A 16,489-nucleotide genomic window follows, 5' to 3' on the forward strand; every position below is an offset into this window, starting at 1 on the left:
TCTTACACAACCTTAAGCATTGCGGCCGCAGAGCCACCGGATACCATTCGATGCGAACCTATCGTGGATGGATTCATCCGGCTGGTCGCTGTGCGTTTCTCGGACACACGGGTGTTGTATGAGCGAGGGCATTGAACCGAGGGGAGCCGAGATCGCCCTCTTGGACTTGGCGCTTGAGGGCTGGCGCTTCCAAAAGCTTTTCGCACGGGCGATGACAAAAATGGATGCGGGAGAGACGCCCCGCTTCGCAAATCAGCATCGTTATTTCGTGCGCCGTATTGGCGAGTGCCTCCGGGATGCGGGTATCCGCCTGGTGACCCTTGAGGGCCAGCCTTACGATACGGGCTCGGCGGTGACTGCGATCAATCTCGCCGATTTTGGCCCCGAGGACGACCTGGTCGTCGACCAGATGATCGAACCCATCGTCATGAACGAGGCCGGCCTGCTGCGCGCTGGAACGGTCACGGTGCGCAAGGCAGACCAATGACCACGTATGTCGGCATCGACCTCGGCACCACGAATAGCGCGATCTGCTCGTTCGACGGCGAAAGTGTCCGGCTTTACAAAAGCCCCGAGCAGACGGACGTCACCCCGTCGGCCATCTTCGTCGACCGACGCGGCAATCGTTTCGTCGGCAAGCGGGCGTATGACAACTTAGCGCGTAACCCAGACAACGCGGCAGTGCTGTTCAAGCGCGTTATGGGCACCTCCACACCGGTGAAGCTGCCCGCTGCCAAGATCACCATGACCCCGGAAGAATGCTCGGCCGAGGTACTGCGCACTCTGTTCGGCTACCTGCCCGAGGATCTTCGCCGCGACCCCGACATCGGCACGGTGATCACGGTCCCCGCTGCCTTCAACCAGATGCAGAAGGACGCCACGATAGAGGCTGCGCGCGCAGCCGGTCTGGGTAAGGTGGCCCTGATGCAGGAGCCCGTGGCGGCCGTTATGAGCGTCATGCGCAGTAGGCGCGGCGACGGCATTTTCCTCGTCTACGACCTCGGCGGCGGCACGCTCGACATTGCCATCGGACAGAGCATCGGCGGTCGCGTCAGCCTGCTCGGGCAGGGCGGCATCCCGATGTGCGGAGGACGCGACTTCGACCGCCTCATCGTCGACAACGTCGTCGCCCCTTGGTTGCGGGCTAACTTCGACCTCCCTGAGGATCTCTGGTCGGCGCCAGAGTACCGCTCGCTGCGGCGGATGGCCGAGTTCGCCGCGGAGAAGGCCAAGGTTGCCCTGTCCGACCGGGACGAGGCAGTCGTGGCAGCCGACGAAGGCGAGATCGCGACGAAGGACCGGGCGGGCGACGAGATTTACATCGATGTGCCGGTCACCCGCGCCCAACTCGATGCCTTGTCCGAGGAAAATATCCGTCTCTCGGTAGAGGTAGCGCGCGAGACCATCGAGAAGGCCGGGCTTACGCCGCACGACATCGAACGTGTCGTCTTCGTGGGCGGTCCGACACAGTACAAGCCCTTGCGCGATCGCGTGGCCTTCGAACTCGGCATAGCCCCCTCGACAGACGTAAACCCTATGACCGCGGTCGCGGAGGGTGCCGCCATCTTTGCTGAGTCCATTGACTGGGGCTCGCAGTCCCGTGGGCGCAAGACGGCGCGCGGGAGCGTGAGCGCGGGGGCGGGCTTCGCGTTGACCGTGAATTATGTCGCGCGCACTCCTGACCAGAAGGCCAAGATCGGGCTCAAGCTCGGCCAGCCGGCCCAGCCCGGAACTGCCTTCCAGGTCGACAGTCTCGACACCGGATGGTCGTCCGGACGTTCCGCCCTGCGGGATGGGGCTGTTATCGAGGTCCCGCTCGCCAAGCCAGGCTCAAACGCGTTCAAGATCTTCGTAATCGACGCCGACGGCGGTCCGGTTGCGCTGAAGGAAGATCGGATTGTCATCACGCGGACCGCGGCGACGGTGGACGCCATCCCGGCCTCGCACTCGGTCGGCGTGGAGGCCCGGGAACGCGTTGGCGGGCCTCTCGTGCTCGCTTACCTCGCCAAGGCTGGCGATCCGCTCCCGGCCAGGGGCACTCTTGAGTTCAAGGCCGAGGAGTCCCTCCGGGCGGGGGCGGCCGGCTCCCTGAAGTTCAAGGTCTGGGAGGGCGATATCGAGCAGCCCATTTCCGACAACCGCTTCATCGGGATGTTCGAGATACACGGTAGCGATTTCGACGACGGGGTCATCGCTGCTGGCGCCGACTTGTGCATGACCTACGAGATCACCGACGGCGGCAACATCGACATCGAGATCACCGTCCCCTCGGTCGGTGGCTCGTTCCACTCGGGCCGAAACTTCTACTCCCGGCAATCGGCGATGGTAGATTACAGCCAGGCGGCAAAGCGCATCCGCGAGGAGGCGGATCATACCGCGCAACAGGTCTCTGAGATAGCTGCGCACGTTGACGGTCGTGCGCTGGCCGAGGTTCGGGCGAGGGTCGGGCGCGCCGCCGCGCTCCCGGCCGGCGAGACCGATCCCGAGACCGCCAAACGCGCAGCGGACGACGTTCAGGAGGCCAAGCGACTCCTCGCCGTCGCCAGGAAGGCGAACCTGCCGGTGATCCGTCGCCTGGAGCTCGACCGGCGGGTCGCCCATTTCGAGCACGTCAGGCAGCACGCGCGCCCGGCGGAGATCCAGTCCTTCGAGAACCTCAGGGCCGCCGCGGAACGCCTCATTGGCAACCCGCGCCAGGACTTCGAGCTGAAGCTGCAGGAGATGGCCTCGAAGACGTTCTCCATCTTCGTTCGACAGGACTGGTTCATCGTCGACCGCTTCAACCTCTACGTCGAGGAGTGGTCCCACCTTTTCCCCGACCAGGCGGCCTACGAGGCGCTACTCGCCGAGGGGCGGAAGGCCATCGAGGCGGACGACGTCGACCGGTTGCGGCAGGTGGTAGCGCAGCTCGACCTGACCCGCATCCGTTCGGCCGAGGCCGACGACCTCATCGCGACCGCGAACATCATCAGGAACTGAGATGTCCACCGGCCCCTGGCTGCCCATCGGGACGAAGCTCGCGGACGACCTCGTTGTCGGTCGCGTCGTGGCCATAGGCGAAGGCTGGCAAGTCGCCGAAGCCAAGGAAGGCGGTCGAGTGCTCCTTGCCACCGAGGAACTCGCCAGCCTCTGGCTAAAAGCAGGTACCGTCGCCAAGGGGGATCTTGCCACCTTTCGCTTTGGGCCGAGCAGCTTCCGGTTCGTTCGGGGCGGCGCTGGTCATGCGCTCGGGCCGGTGGCCGGCGCCCGTTCGCCCGATACACTCGGGGAAGCAATGGCGTTCGCCACGGCCCTGAGCGGGACCAGATCAACTGGCGAGGCAGCCTCACTTGCCGATGGTGTCTACGTCGAGCGGCTTTCGCGCATCCTCCCATCCCACAGCGTCGATGCGCCAAGCGAGGCCGACGATGCGCTGCTACTGGGAACTTGGCTGACGGGCGGCCTCAAGGTTTCGACCCTGCCCATCACCCGCCTCCAGAGCTTTCTCGGTTGGTTACCTCCCGACAAGGTTGCAGGGGTCGTCTTGGCGGCGGGCCTGAAGATCCCGGATCGCCTGATTGCCGGTCCCGATCCCAACCGCGGTGTCCAGGCCGTTAGCGCAGGTGCCGGCAGCACCGGACGCTTCTCCCTCCCCGGGCGAAAGGCCCTGGAGGAGTTTTTCAACGACCACGTGGTGGACCTCGTCCAGAACCGGGATCGCTATCGGAGTCTGGGCATCGAGAACCCGGCGGCCATCGTACTGGAAGGACCACCGGGTTGCGGCAAGACGGTCGCCGTGGAGAAGCTCGTCGCCTTCCTCGGCTGGCCGTTCCATACGGTCGACGCGAGCAGCATCGCCAGTCCTTACGTCCACGACACCAGCCTGAAAATCTCCCGGCTGTTCCAGGCGGCCATCGACACCGCACCCTCGGTCGTCGTCATCGACGAAATGGACGCGTTCCTGTCCGAGCGCGACGGCGGCGTCTCGGGGCAGCACCGGATCGAGGAGATCGCCGAGTTCCTCCGCCGCATCCCAGAGGCCGTGAAGTCGGGTGTGCTGATCATAGGCATGACGAACCGCATCGACATGATCGACCCTGCAGTTCTCCGCCGGGGTCGGTTCGACCACGTCATCCGCGTCGACCACGCCGACGCCTCGGAGGTGCTTGGTTTGCTCCACTCGCTCCTCGAAGGCCGTCCTATTGGCGCGGATGTCTCGCTCGACGTACTCGCGTCTCGGCTCGCCGGCAGGCCGCTCTCGGACGCCGCGTTCGTGGTCCGGGAAGGAGCCCGGCTGTCAGCAAAGCGCAGGAGCGACGAAATCGACGGCACCAGCCTCGACGAGGCACTCAAAAATGTGCTCGCGAGGGACAAGGGTGCCCAGCGTTCGACGTTCGGGTTCACGGGAGGCCGCGAGTGAACGGTGCGAAGGCGGATACCGCCGCGGTCGGGTTCGCGGGTCTCGCCGACCTCGCGACCACGCTTCCGCCTGAGCCGAAGTTCGAGCCAGCGCCCCCCTCGCCGCCGGAAGGCCGGGCAGACGCGCCAGTCTCAATGTCGCGGACGGTCGAGAACCCCAGGTTCTGGACAGGACAGCGCCGATGGTTCGCCTTCCTGGGCGGAGCGATGGCGTTCATCGTCGCTGTCGCGAACTGGCCAAAGGACGAAACGGCGTACCGCGCTCCGGCGCCGTCCAGTACCTACGCGCCCGCATCCCCGGCGGCCCAACCTTCCTATAACCCGACCTACACACCGCAGGCTTCTCAATCCGACCAGTTCGTAGAGAGCAAGCCCGCCGGCGGCGCGGGCCAGATCCTGTCGCGAAGCGAGATCCGCTACTGCCTGTCTGAGCGGGTGCGAATGGACGCTATGGGTGACTATGTGGATGAGACCAAACAGTCCCATATCGACCGTTTCAACGCGCTTGTCGGCGACTACAACGTCCGATGCTCGAACTATCGGTACCGGCGCTCCGAGTTCGACGGCGTCAAGGCGTCGGTCGACGCAGCGACGCAGCGCCTGAAGGCGCAGGCCGCCGCGACGGTCAGCCAATGGCCCTGAGAAATTCCCACTGCTGCCCGGATGCCAGTGGGACGCTTCTCCGCGAGGTCCGATGACAGAGGTCACCCGATTCCCGCACTACCACCAGGCTGAGAACGTGGTCACGAACCACGTCATGGTGATGCTGCGCATGATCTACAGGGAGTCCCCGAAGCTGTTCGAGGGGCTGCTGCGCGCGTTATGCGGGGATGAGGTCACGGTCGGTCCGTCATTCTCTCAGCAGGTTGCCGGGACGCATAGCATCCCCGACGGCCTGATCCTGCAAGAGCCCATGGCGGTCTTCGTCGAGACGAAGCTTGGTCCCCACCTCGACCAAGCCCAACTCGCGGCACACTGCAAGACAATCGAGGCCAGGACGCAGGGCCGCAAGGGAAACTACCTGATCGCACTGACTACCGGGGAGGCTGGACATGCCGTGCCGCCGGAGGTGATGGAAACGGCCCGCGCGCAGGGCATCAAGATCGTAGAGACCAGTTTCGGAGCGCTGGTGGACCAACTCGGCGCGCTACCGATTCACGACGTCGACCTGGGCGAGATCGTGCAGGAATTCGCCGACTTCATCTCCGCCCAGGGTTTGCTGCCCCGCAGGGACCAGTCCGTCGCCGCCATGCTCACCGGTACGTCCTGGCAAGCGAACCGAGATTTCGGCGTCTACTACGAGCCGGCGGACCGGAACCCGAAGTGGCAACGCGCCTCATTTCTGGGCCTCTACCACGACAAGCACGTCAGCCACGTCGGCCGCATCGCGGCCGTGGCGGTTGCCGTCGAGGACGAGACTGGTGAGATGGTGTTTGAGGCGCCGGAGACCGGGACACTCGACGATGCGCGGCGTGCCGCTGTCCGAGCGTGCATCGATGCTGCCCAGGCATACTACCCGGATTTCCAGGCGAACCGGCATCGCTACTACATCGTCGACGGCTTCACCCCGACCGCCCTGCGAAAGACGAGCCCGGGCGGCATGATGAACCATCGCTACCTCGACGTGGAACTCGTGGCCGGCACGCGGGCGCCAGCCGGCGCGCCGGGGTCGGCAGTCGCGGTGCTGCTGGACGGAAAGACCTACTCCTAAGACGGTCGCACTAAGTCAGCAGCTGCGAGAGGCGTGCATGCCCATTGCGGAAGCTTGCGCGGATCATCGCCTCTATGACGTGTGTGTTGTCGTGGTTCTGGTACGACAGGATGGCCTGGACCTTGCGCTCATCATCCTTGGCGAGAACGAGGTTTCCGTCTTGGTTCCAGATCCTCACTTGTGACCACGGAACCATCACTGGTTCGCCGCTGCCGAGGAACTTGCGCCGCGTGAGTAGGGCACCGTCGTCGCGGATGGCACCGCCCGGCAGCGGAATGGTCCCTCCGTCTCTAAGGCGTCGCAGGTTCTCGACCATCAACCGCACGCCGACCGTCTTCCAGAGGCGGTCCGTTAGATTCGAAAATACCGTCTGGTCCCGCATCGTGATGGTCATGGCATTCGCCGCGTCGCCGACCAGGATCATGTGGGTCGTGCCCGTCGGGATGCCGTTGACAGAGTGCCGCGTGCCACCCCAGCGGATGCGTGTGATTGCATCGAGGGGAAATCGCTTATTCTGCCACTCGATGGCCTGGATGGAGATCGCGACCGTGTCTTTAAACAACCGACCTACGGCGGCCGTGTAGTTCATTGAGCTTTCGAACTCCTGGGTCTCTTCCTCAGCCTTACGACGCTGCTCGGCTGCCTGCCGCAGATAGTCGGCATCCCCGGCGACTGCATCCCTGAACTCGCTAAGACGCGGGAAATTCTGTTCCAGGAAGCTGGTGATGCGAGCCGGAAGTTCGTGCCAGCCGTGCTCGTTGTGGAGCGTGATGGCGAGCCCGCGGATGGCAAAAGCGATTTCCAGGCTGGGTCGGTGGTCCGTCCCGTTGGCGTGGCTCACGGTCTGCACCGGCCGCAGCACGGCGTTGAAGTTGAGGGCCGCGCGCTCCACGTCGGCGAAAATTAAGGCAACGCGTGCCTCACCGTGTGCGATTGCATCTTTGGCCCGTCCGATCAGCGTCAACACGTTGCTGCACTCGCGTTCGACGAAGCCCTGGGCAGCGGTTTCATAAAGGTCGACTACGTCCTGGATGACTGCGGGTGCATGGCGTTTGCCGCCTTCCGTGCCGAGCTCGACGAGCCGGTCGACGAGTTTCACCAGCGTTTGGCTGGGCAAGCGGTCGGCGAAATCGCGCACTGCATTCCGGTAGGCGCGCTTGCAAGCCTCGAACTCCTCGATGACGAGGCCGGCGTCGCGGACGGGCTGGTATCCTGCGACCGACCTGTCTTCGTTGATGTCGCGCAGGACCTCGTCTGGATCGACCTCCTCGACGGCGGCAGCCAACCGCATGATCACGGGGCCGGCTTTTGCTGGGTCCGACCTTGGTGGCAGGCTCTCCAGGTAAGCGGCCATAGCGTTCGCCCTTGCGAGCGGCGGGAGCTCGCCAACTGCCTCGGGCAGCGCGGACGCAACCACGCCGTTCGCCATTTCGGCGGCCTTGCGCGGCGAGACGCCCGGAAACCATCCCATCTCGGCTGATAGGCGCCCGCGGAGGTTGATCAGGGCGTTTTGCGCATCCCGGCAGGCATCCTCGTCTGCAACGAGGCTACGCTCTTCGGCGAGCTCAACGATGCGGCTTCGCCCGTCCCGTGTGGTCGCGCCAAGCACATGGAAGGGATTGCGCAGAAGGGTCACGTCAGCGTCGACCGTGCTGTGCTCGACCGTCATCGGGCTTGGCTTCCGAATAGAATTTCAAGAATCTGATCTGCCGCCAGCTTAACATCGGCATCGCCGAACCGGACCACTGAAGAAGGCATTGCCGCGTGGTTTTCAGGACGTTTCGAGCGGGCCCCCGTTAGCCGGCCCCTGCGCGGGCCTGTCGGCCGGACGGCTGGGGGGACGACGAAACGCTACGAGCAGATTGAGCTCGGGCCCCTGCGCCAGAAGCTGCGCGAGCGCATCGGGAACAAGCGGCACCCGGAGAAGCTTCCGAGCAAGGTTTTCGCCGTGACGGGACGCTGGCCGGGCAGCAGGACGCTCGACGATAACGAAGAGACGTGAGCCGGGCGTCGTCTAACCGACCGGATGCAGATCCGTCCGGCCCAGGCATCGCCACACAGGCCTAAAGCACTACAGTTCGGTGGACCCGAGAGGAGACGACCTTGCGCCTGTCCCTGTTCGCCGCCCTTCCGATCCTCGCGTCGGCCGCGTGCCTCGACGCCGCCGGGGCGGCCGAGCTCCTGCGCGGCCGGTGCCACATGGACGTGTGCTCGTGGTTCAGCATCGAGCAGCGCGATCTCGTGGCGTCGTCGCCGGCCGGGGCACTGTTCAAGATGACCGTGCGGACCTGGACGAGCACGCACCCGAACGGGTCCTACGACAAGCGCACCCGGCGGGTCGGCGGCGAGGCGGGCGATGAGTACGTCTTCTGCTCGAAGTCGCCCCCCGCGGTGATCGACCCGGGCGACAAGCCGGGGACGTGGGTCGGGGCCGTGCTGGTGCCCATCGCGCAGCCGGCGGGCGCGACCGAGTCGGCGACCGCCCGGTATTTCGCCGCCTGCCACGGCGTCGCGCTGAACGGCGAGGCCGACCTCGACCGATACGCTCAGGCATTCGGCTACAAGGCCGACGGCGAGGGGGAGCAACTCGACCTGAAGCGGCCGGAGGACATCCTAAGGCCGGCCGAGCCCGTCCGTCGCTGAACCGCACCCGCCGGTCGCCCCGGGGAACGGCCGACATCCGCCGCCGTTTGTATGGCCGGTGACCCGCGTTCGGGAGGGCAAGCCGTGACGCCCCAGGAGATCAAGGCCAAGGTCCAGGCCGCCCATACGGCATCGTTGCAGAACCGGGCCTTCATGTACGGCATGAGGACTTCCCCCCTCGACCATCAGTTCCGTGACCTGAAGCTGTACGGGCGCGATGCCGGTGCGGATTTCGCCGACACCAACGTGGACCGGATCGTCGACGAGGCGGTCGCCGTGGCGGGGCGCAAGCAGCCCTTCATGGAACTGCAGGTCTACGGTTGGGGGCGGGCGGCCATCGACGGCATGGCCGAGACCCTGCGCCACCGGACCGACCTCAAGGTCGAGGCTGACGGGACGGTCGTCCGGCTGATCTGGGCCGTGGACACTCCTGGGCTGGTCTAGTAGCGGTCCCGATCCGGTCCCGCCGCCATCACCTTCAGGACTTGCGCCCGCGGGTCGGCTTGGGGCGTGCGTTTGCGACCGTCTTCGCCCCGGTGTGCGCGCTCCTGGTCTTCGGACCCGGCTTCGCGGCACGCTTCGCCACGGGCTTGGGGACCGGTCGCTTCCGCGGCGCCGGCTTTGCGGGGGCCGTCGCCATGTCCTTGCGGACCGACGCCACGACCCGCCGGATGCCCTGGGCGACGTCGAGGAACGCGTCGTCGGCGCTGCGCCAGCGAATAACCTCGCGCCCGTCCTCGGGCAGCAGCTTGAACCCGGCGGCGAGGGTCGACTTCCAGTCGCACGGGCGGACGACCACGGCGACGACCCGCACGTGGCCCCGCGCGCGCCGGCCCATGGCGCGCTTGTACTCGATCTTCCAGCAGTAGTTGCTTGCGAGGTAATCGGGGCTGAGCAGGGCGACGAAGACATGGGCTTCGCGGAGGGCACGCGCGATCCCGGTGTCGAGCTTGTCGCCAGCGTTCAGGTCGCCGTCGAACCAGGTCGTGACGCCCTCGCGCTTCAGCGGGGCGAGATGGGTTTCGAGCCTGGCCTGCGCGTCGGCGTCCCGATGCGAGTAGGAGACGAAGACCCGGACCTCGGGCTTCTCCGGCTTGATGCGCGGGGTCGCCGGCCGGGCCGCGGGTCGCGGTCCAGACTTCGCCTTGGCCGGCGTCTTGGACGCAGGGCCGGCCTTCTCGGTTCGCGTGCGAGCGCGGGCGCGCATGGAAGCCCCCGTCAAGTTGCCGGCAAGTTCCGGATTCATGCGTCCCGAACCCGTTTTGTTCCCCAGGGCGAAGGGGATAACCCTGGACGCCCGTCGGCGGCCCGGGACGGACGCCGCTCGACTCGGCGGGTGCCGCGTAGCGCATAACGCTATCCGTGACGCGTTACGACACGGCGTGCCTGGACGCCGGCGCCGTGACCACGATGGCCCGGCCTAGGCCGCCGCCACGGTCGGGAGTTCGTCGATCCGGGTGGTGTAGCGCGGCGAGCGCATGTCGAACTTGGTCGACCACTCGCGTTTCGGGGCGAGCCCCGCGCTCCCCGGGACGACCGCCCCACGGCCGAACCGGCGATTGCAGGCGTCGAGGGCGCCCATCAGGGCTGCCCCGTGTTCCCGGTCGAGTTGCCCCAGCCCCGGGAACGCCCGCTGCGAGGCCGCCAGGGGTACCAGGTCCGTGGTGACGACCCCGGCCTTGGAATAGCGGTAGCCGTCCCTCCAGGTCTTCCGGACGCCGTGCAGGCACGCCTTCACCAGCACGAGGGTGTCGTTCGACGCCTCCGGCAGGGTGACCACCGACGAGACCGACCGCTGCGGCCGGTCCCGGTCGTGCTCGGAGGTGTGGAAGAAGACCGTCACGTGGTCCGTACCGAGTCCCCCCGCCCGCAGCTTCTCGCCCAGCCGGGCGGCGTGGGTCGCGACCGCCTGCTCCATGGTCGCGAGGTCCTCGACGCGGTCGGAGAAACTGCGGGTCACGGCACAGCCCTTCCGGGTCGGGGCGACCTCCTCCAGGTCGAGGCACGCCATGCCGCGCAGTTCCTGCACGAGGCGCTCGCCCACCACCGTCATGGCCTTGCGCACCGCCCGGGTGTCGAGGTCGCGCACGTCGGCGACGCTCTCGCAGCCCAGGGCCTCCAGCTTGCGGGCGTTGGCCGGTCCGACGCCCCAGATGTCCTCCGGCGGGATGCGGGCCATCCAATGGTCGTACTGGACCGGATCGGTCAGGTCGCAGACCCCGCCGAGCTCGGGCACCTTCTTGGCCACGTGGTTGGCGAGCTTGGCGAGCGTCTTGGTGGCGCCGATGCCGACGCAGGTCGGAATGCCCGTCCACGCCCGCACCGTCTCGCGCATGTCCCGGCACAGGGTCACGCGGTCGGCCTCGCGCACGTCCGAGAGGTCCAAAAAACTCTCGTCGATGGAGTAGATCTCGATGCGGGGGGAGAAGCCCCGGTAGACCGTGTTCACCCGGGCCGACATGTCGCCGTACAGGGCGTAATTCGAGGAGTAGACCCGCACGCCCTGCGACTTGCACATGTCGCGGATCTTGAAGAAGGGCTCGCCCATGCGGATGCCGAGCGCCTTGGCCTCGGGCGTCCGGGCGATGGCGCAGCCGTCGTTGTTGCTCAGCACGATCACGGGCAACCGGGCCAGCCGTGCGTCGAACACCCGCTCGCACGAGCAGTAGAAGCTGTTGCCGTCCGAGAGGGCGTAGGCCCGGCTCATTCCGCGCGGCGCCTCGGGTTGATCGACCCGGACACCACGCCCCAGACCTCGACCAGGGCATCGGGGGCGAGGCGGAACTCGGGGAAGCGCGGGTTGGCGAAGGACAGGATCACCCGCGGGCCCTGCCGGCGCCAGACCTTGAACGAGCGCTCCCCGTCGATATCGACGACCACCACGTCGCCGTTGCGCGGGGTCAGCGACCGGTCGACCACCGCGAGGTCGCCGTCGTGCAGGCGGGCCAGGAGCATGCTGTCGCCCGCCACCCGGACGAGGAAGGTCGCCGGCCGGTTCGCGATCAGCAGGCGCTGAAGGTCGATCTCGTCCTCGACGAAGTCGTCCGCCGGGCTGGGGAAGCCCGCGCGGACCGCCCTAGCGAGGATGGGGACCGGGGTCGGCAAACCGACCGTGACACCCAGGACCTGCATGCGCGCGCTCCACGAATCCGCAAAGAACAAAAGTGGAACACAAGCTTGTGGTTCCTCCAAGCCGTTAAGCTTGCGGCGAAGGGCGCACGGGACAACCTGTGGAAAACGTGTGAAGCCGCTTGATGCGACAGGGGGCCTGGCCCCGCTCGCACCGACGCAGGCTCTTTATGCCGAGGACTCGCAACTTTCAGTAAGGAGTGTTGGAACCCGACCCCATCGCCTGGTCGTTTGCCCTTGCCCGGCCAAGGTACCTGCGACATGTCTCGCACCCCGGGCTTGTTCGCACAGTTCCGGGACAAGGCCGCGGCGGCCCAAGACAAGGCGGGGGAATGGTCGATGCCGCTGGCGGGTAACCCGACGTACCGGTTGCTGCACGTCTCGGATCTGCATATCGGCGACCTACCGGTCACCCGGGTGCCTATGGCCCTGAACGCCCCGACGTCTAGATGGCTTCGAAACTTCCCGGTCCTGGAAGGTCAGCTTGGGCATCACGCCAGGGCACTGGAAGGCCTTCACGAGTTCCACGAGGACCTTGTGAAGGACAATATTCCCTTCGACTTGGTGGTGTCGGGAGACCTGACGGCGAACGGGGCCGTGGCGCAGTTCGGCCTGGCCGACGCGTACCTCGGCGCGGGGCCGACACCGTTCGGCTACTTCCTCGACCGTCCCGATTGGGTCGAACTTAGCGTCACCGGCAATCATGACAACTGGCCGGGAATCAACAGCATCATCGGACCTAGGACGACGGGGCCATCGACCTACCTGCCCGGTCCCTGGCCGAAGGAGGTGGTGCGCCAACTAACCGGTGGGCGTTGGATACGGTACATCCTGCTCGACACCGACGCCGAGGTCGCGGCCGTAGGACACAATCGACTGATGGGACGGGGCGCATTCACCCAGCAATTGATCCAGTTGGAAAACCTCCCACGGATCGAGCAGGGCGAGATCCGTGTGATCGTCATGCATCATTCCATCCTGGGGCCGGAGACGGCCGGCCCCCATCCGCTGGCTCCGGCACCTTTCAGGCATGCCCCCGTTCCGAACGGTCGGATACGACGACTGGAAATCGACCATCCTTCGGCCAGGCTTATCCGCCAGTTCATCGTCGACCACTCGATCTCGGTCGTCCTGACGGGACACATGCACGAACCCCAGTTGTCGTTGCTCGCAACGACGAACGGACGCCACATTGGGCGCTTTTTGGAGGCCCGATGCGGTACGACGACCCAGCGCGACCGGTATCCCTACAAGGATGCGCGCAACATGCGGGCAATCCGTACGCTGCCACCCAACACTCTAATCATGCATGAGATCGTTGAGGAGAATGGGCAGCACCTGTGGACCGCTCAACTCTATTGGCTCGACCGTCAAGGTCGGTTCGTCACGCAGGTCCCGCACATTCCCGGCGTACCGCAGGGCTATGCCTGGAGTTCCATCAGCCTGCCCTGACCACGTTCGCTATGACGGGAACGTCTCGCCCTCCGCGCGGCCTTCAAAGACGCCGACGGTTCCGTTCCAACGCACGTAAAGGTCGTTTTCCCTCCGGTCCGTCAGTATAAGCCGTACTCCGTTCTGGATTGGCTCCGACCTGAACATGTCGAAGAGGAGGGGCACGTAGGCGGCCACTTCTAACAGCCAGCATGCAAGGCGGTCGGATACATCTTCATGTAGATCCGTGACTGTCGCGACCGCATCTCGGAGCTCGTCCCTATTGATGGACAGAGGACCGCCATCGGGGCGCGCGCCGAGGGTCAGCCAGACTTCCGAAGCGCCTCCGGCACGACCGACCTTGCGCCGCGCCAACCTCGCGATGGAGAGGGACGCCTCAAGCACGTTGGCCGGCGTTACGCCGTACATGGCCAAGTCGCGTGCGAACGCCCCTCCGTTCTCGACTGACGCATTTGATATCAAGTGCCGATATTCGGAGACATCCAGTTTTGGTAATCCCTCGAACACCCGGTCGGCATCGAGCAGATCGTTATGCAGGTTGGCGAGCAGGGCCTGCTTGAATGCCTGGCCGATGACAATTTCTTCGTCGGAGATGGCCTTCAAGTAGGCATCCACGACGGGGGACGGCTCGACATCCATCTCCCTCTCACCCGCCAGGGCGAGGTAGATTTGGGCTAGGAGTTCCTCGTCACCGCCGGGGAATGACTCATTCCAATCGGGTGACTCCAGAAAATCAAGGATGGCGGCCGCGTTTCGACGGACGTCGGCAATTGCTCGATCCCTGTCCTCGGGACCGGCTGCGATGGCGCGTCGAAGCAACTGTTCCGCATCCGGGGTATCCATCTTCGGGGTGCCCGAAACGTAGAAGCTGATTGGCTCCATCATCTCTCCTCCCTTAACCGCAGCGACGAGGATGCTGTACATCCTAGTTCGAGCGGCTTGAACCTCAGGAACTGGAATACGGAGGAAGCTTGCGGCTTCCTTTGGCGTGCGATGCCGATGCCAGATCGCGTCGACGACCAGGTTGTTCGCCATCGGCGCGTTGCTGAGATGGCCGAACCGGGCCGCGAACTCCCCGAACAGATCGACCAGCCTCGACCTGAGGGCGTACCGCGTCAGCCCGAACCGGGTCGCGATCTCCCGCTCGGAACCGTCACCGCTCAGGTAACACTGGAACAGCTTCCGGTCTTTCGGTGCCATCGATTGCACCACGGCCCTGACGAGAAGGATTTGCTCGACGTGCTCTCGTTCGGCGACGACCACGTGTCGGACGTCCTGCAATCGCGCCATGTCGGCAGGGTCCAGCAACGTCGTCCGCCAGCGTTTGAGACGGATGATCCTCGGACGTGCGAAAGCCAGGAACGTGTGGTTCAGGAACGCCGGGAACGGCGACTTGTGTGGATCGTGCCGATGGACGACCCCCGTCCATGCCTCGATGAAAAAATCGTGGACCAAATCGAGGCCGTCGTCCGGCGAGACCGCGTAACCGTTACGGGCCAGCGAACTTAGCATCCTTAACAGGACGGGCCTGTAGGCGAGGTAATCCACGTCGCGCAGCCCTTGCATCGGACCCCGCGTGGGTTCGGCATCCTTCATATGGTCCGGGTGTTGCGCAGAGTGCATATCCGTTCCCAATGGTGGTCCGCAGGCGCTCGCGAGTCCGTTCCTCGTTCCCCTAGTCGTGTCCCGATGAGTCGTTCTGGTCGAAAAATCGGGGAAAAATTTGTCCGCGTCGTTTCGTGGTCAAAGCGCGAGGTCGCGACGTCCCGCCACTCGATCCCCGTCTGTGCCAGGACGAATGTGCGCGCGGAGAATTGGAATAGCCAGCACCTTCGAGCACTCTCCCATCGCACCAAAACGAGCGGACCGAGACGCGTGCCTCGCATCCCGATTAGTTAGGCGTAGTGCCACCGCTTACCCAGGCTCATGCCGCAGAGGTGTTCAGTCGCGGCTCTGGACGACCGTGTCGCGCCACCGGGGATGGCGCCCCGCGCCGAAACGCCGAGGAAGGACGTCAAGCATCACGTCATGGAGCCCAAGCCTCCGCCAGTCCGGACTTACGGACAGCCACGGCGCAATCACTCAGGTTCGCCTCTCGAACTGTCCTCACGCACTTGGTCGCGGGAGCGCTGCGGTTACAATTTGAAAATCCTGCGACTCCGGCGGTCACATCCGGGAACGGCTTCGGACAGATCCTATCGGACGAGTTCACTGGTCCGGGCAGTCCGAGTCGGATGTACCCGAAAACGGTCAAAATCCGACGACGTAGTCATGAGGGCCTTTTTGGCGACAGGGGCATGCCTCGCGATGGTCGTGGCCCCCGTAACTACCTATTTCGGTCAATCCCCGGCGAACGGAGGGGACCTCGCGTGCCGCGACGAGATCGGGCCGGCTGCCGCCAAGCGCCTCGTCGCGCAGTGTTGGGATGCATCGCCTGCCACGCACCCGCCGTGCAACGCCGTGAACCCTTGCGCGATGATCCGCGAGGAGATCGCACGCAGTTGCAAGCTGTTTGAGGCGTCGAGCCCGCTACCAGCGGACCTGTGCGCCGCAGGCCGCACGCCGTGACCGGCGCGTCGAACATAGTCCACGTGGCTTGGGGCGCGGCCAGGGCGGACTCCGTCAGGCAAGCCTTGCGGTTGCAGGGCCGCGCGGAACGGGTGCTCGGGCTGACGCATGTCCTCGACGTCGGGCCCATCGAACCGTTCGACCCCGACGCGCGCCGGATTTGGTTCGAATCGAACACGCGGCCGGACGACGAACCGGAAGGGGAGCCCACCGATCCGGAGGCACCCTGGGCGGAGGCGACGGACCCCGGCGTCCATCCGGTCTACTGGGTCTGCCTGACCGACGCGGCGGAGCACGCGTGCTTCCTCAGGTTCGTCACCCGCATGGCCTCGCGCCCCTTCGACATCGTCGAGGTGATCGGCTCGGATTTCCCCCGAGCGGGTACCGCCTCACCGGTCTGGTCGTTGGCCCAGTTGCGTCCCGAGGAGATGGTCGCGGCCGATCTCGGGGGCAGGAGAAAGCCGTTCACCGAGGCCGAGAACAACGCGGCCGTGGCCCGCTGGGCGGAGTTGCGGCGGGAGAACGCGCCGCTGCGCATCGTGCGAGAAGGGATCTTGGTTTCGGCGCCCCTGACCCATTTCGACGATG

At 65.6% G+C, this 16,489-nt stretch carries 14 protein-coding genes; 9 read left to right on the forward strand and 5 right to left on the reverse strand.

Annotated features, from left to right (window positions below):
* Positions 1 to 118: 118 nt before the first annotated feature.
* From MKK52_RS19795 to MKK52_RS19815, 5 genes are read left to right on the forward strand one after another with little or no spacing between them, the layout of a single operon-like run.
* A complete protein-coding gene (locus MKK52_RS19795) occupies positions 119 to 487 on the forward strand; it encodes a hypothetical protein (protein ID WP_243956692.1) in 369 nt (122 codons plus the stop codon).
* Positions 484 to 2,979, forward strand: a complete 2,496-nt coding sequence (locus tag MKK52_RS19800; RefSeq protein WP_243956693.1) for an Hsp70 family protein — start codon at positions 484 to 486, stop codon at positions 2,977 to 2,979. The genes MKK52_RS19795 and MKK52_RS19800 overlap by 4 nt, the downstream gene beginning before the upstream one ends.
* Before the next feature lies 1 nt (position 2,980).
* Positions 2,981 to 4,399, forward strand: coding sequence for an ATP-binding protein (locus MKK52_RS19805; RefSeq protein ID WP_243956694.1), 1,419 nt, complete (start codon positions 2,981 to 2,983; stop codon positions 4,397 to 4,399).
* Entirely contained in the window at positions 4,396 to 5,040 is a 645-nt protein-coding gene (locus MKK52_RS19810; protein WP_243956695.1) for a hypothetical protein, read from the forward strand. The genes MKK52_RS19805 and MKK52_RS19810 overlap by 4 nt, the downstream gene beginning before the upstream one ends.
* Before the next feature lie 52 nt (positions 5,041 to 5,092).
* Entirely contained in the window at positions 5,093 to 6,109 is a 1,017-nt protein-coding gene (locus tag MKK52_RS19815) for a hypothetical protein (RefSeq protein WP_243956696.1), read from the forward strand.
* Between the two features lie 10 nt (positions 6,110 to 6,119).
* Here MKK52_RS19815 and MKK52_RS19820 read toward each other — a convergent pair whose 3' ends face one another.
* Positions 6,120 to 7,778, reverse strand: coding sequence for a hypothetical protein (locus tag MKK52_RS19820; protein WP_243956697.1), 1,659 nt, complete (start codon positions 7,776 to 7,778; stop codon positions 6,120 to 6,122).
* Between the two features lie 434 nt (positions 7,779 to 8,212).
* Between MKK52_RS19820 and MKK52_RS19825 the strand changes: the two genes are divergently transcribed.
* Positions 8,213 to 8,752: a hypothetical protein gene (locus MKK52_RS19825; protein ID WP_243956698.1), complete on the forward strand. Its 540-nt coding sequence runs from the start codon at positions 8,213 to 8,215 to the stop codon at positions 8,750 to 8,752.
* Positions 8,753 to 8,836: 84 nt separating this feature from the next.
* Positions 8,837 to 9,196: a hypothetical protein gene (locus MKK52_RS19830; RefSeq protein ID WP_243956699.1), complete on the forward strand. Its 360-nt coding sequence runs from the start codon at positions 8,837 to 8,839 to the stop codon at positions 9,194 to 9,196.
* A gap of 34 nt (positions 9,197 to 9,230) precedes the next feature.
* On the opposite strand, the gene MKK52_RS19835 is transcribed toward MKK52_RS19830, so the two are convergent.
* The 3 genes from MKK52_RS19835 to MKK52_RS19845 form a co-directional block, all read right to left on the reverse strand.
* Positions 9,231 to 9,959, reverse strand: coding sequence for a toll/interleukin-1 receptor domain-containing protein (locus MKK52_RS19835; protein WP_243956700.1), 729 nt, complete (start codon positions 9,957 to 9,959; stop codon positions 9,231 to 9,233).
* Between the two features lie 213 nt (positions 9,960 to 10,172).
* Positions 10,173 to 11,459, reverse strand: coding sequence for a Y-family DNA polymerase (locus tag MKK52_RS19840; protein ID WP_243956701.1), 1,287 nt, complete (start codon positions 11,457 to 11,459; stop codon positions 10,173 to 10,175).
* The gene (locus tag MKK52_RS19845) at positions 11,456 to 11,884 is read right to left on the reverse strand and encodes a LexA family protein (protein WP_243956703.1); all 429 of its coding nucleotides are present in this window, start codon (positions 11,882 to 11,884) and stop codon (positions 11,456 to 11,458) included. Before MKK52_RS19845 ends, MKK52_RS19840 begins: the two co-directional genes overlap by 4 nt.
* A 258-nt stretch (positions 11,885 to 12,142) precedes the next feature.
* Here MKK52_RS19845 and MKK52_RS19850 point away from each other — a divergent pair, with 258 nt between their 5' ends.
* Positions 12,143 to 13,333 carry a metallophosphoesterase family protein gene (locus MKK52_RS19850; RefSeq protein ID WP_243956705.1) on the forward strand — a complete coding sequence of 397 codons (1,191 nt, stop codon included), beginning with the start codon at positions 12,143 to 12,145 and terminating at the stop codon, positions 13,331 to 13,333.
* Positions 13,334 to 13,342: 9 nt separating this feature from the next.
* On the opposite strand, the gene MKK52_RS19855 is transcribed toward MKK52_RS19850, so the two are convergent.
* Positions 13,343 to 14,929 carry a sigma-70 family RNA polymerase sigma factor gene (locus MKK52_RS19855; protein ID WP_243956707.1) on the reverse strand — a complete coding sequence of 529 codons (1,587 nt, stop codon included), beginning with the start codon at positions 14,927 to 14,929 and terminating at the stop codon, positions 13,343 to 13,345.
* A gap of 968 nt (positions 14,930 to 15,897) precedes the next feature.
* On the opposite strand from MKK52_RS19855, the gene MKK52_RS19860 reads away from it, so the two are divergent.
* Positions 15,898 to 16,489, forward strand: a 592-nt coding sequence (locus MKK52_RS19860; protein ID WP_243956709.1) for a DUF3658 domain-containing protein, incomplete at its 3' end; no start/stop codon positions are given.

This window comes from Methylobacterium sp. J-067 (assembly GCF_022829465.1).
Taxonomy (GTDB): domain Bacteria; phylum Pseudomonadota; class Alphaproteobacteria; order Rhizobiales; family Beijerinckiaceae; genus Methylobacterium; species Methylobacterium litchii.

What these genes read in the sequence shown, in the direction of transcription:
- MKK52_RS19795 (WP_243956692.1), top strand. Translation starts at nt 119, where the DNA reads ATGAGCGAGGGCATTGAACCGAGGGGAGCCGAGATCGCCCTCTTGGAC.
- MKK52_RS19800 (WP_243956693.1), top strand. Translation starts at nt 484, where the DNA reads ATGACCACGTATGTCGGCATCGACCTCGGCACCACGAATAGCGCGATC.
- MKK52_RS19805 (WP_243956694.1), top strand. Translation starts at nt 2,981, where the DNA reads ATGTCCACCGGCCCCTGGCTGCCCATCGGGACGAAGCTCGCGGACGAC.
- MKK52_RS19815 (WP_243956696.1), top strand. Translation starts at nt 5,093, where the DNA reads ATGACAGAGGTCACCCGATTCCCGCACTACCACCAGGCTGAGAACGTG.
- MKK52_RS19820 (WP_243956697.1), bottom strand. Translation starts at nt 7,778, where the DNA reads ATGACGGTCGAGCACAGCACGGTCGACGCTGACGTGACCCTTCTGCGC.
- MKK52_RS19835 (WP_243956700.1), bottom strand. Translation starts at nt 9,959, where the DNA reads ATGCGCGCCCGCGCTCGCACGCGAACCGAGAAGGCCGGCCCTGCGTCC.
- MKK52_RS19840 (WP_243956701.1), bottom strand. Translation starts at nt 11,459, where the DNA reads ATGAGCCGGGCCTACGCCCTCTCGGACGGCAACAGCTTCTACTGCTCG.
- MKK52_RS19845 (WP_243956703.1), bottom strand. Translation starts at nt 11,884, where the DNA reads ATGCAGGTCCTGGGTGTCACGGTCGGTTTGCCGACCCCGGTCCCCATC.
- MKK52_RS19850 (WP_243956705.1), top strand. Translation starts at nt 12,143, where the DNA reads ATGTCTCGCACCCCGGGCTTGTTCGCACAGTTCCGGGACAAGGCCGCG.
- MKK52_RS19855 (WP_243956707.1), bottom strand. Translation starts at nt 14,929, where the DNA reads ATGAAGGATGCCGAACCCACGCGGGGTCCGATGCAAGGGCTGCGCGAC.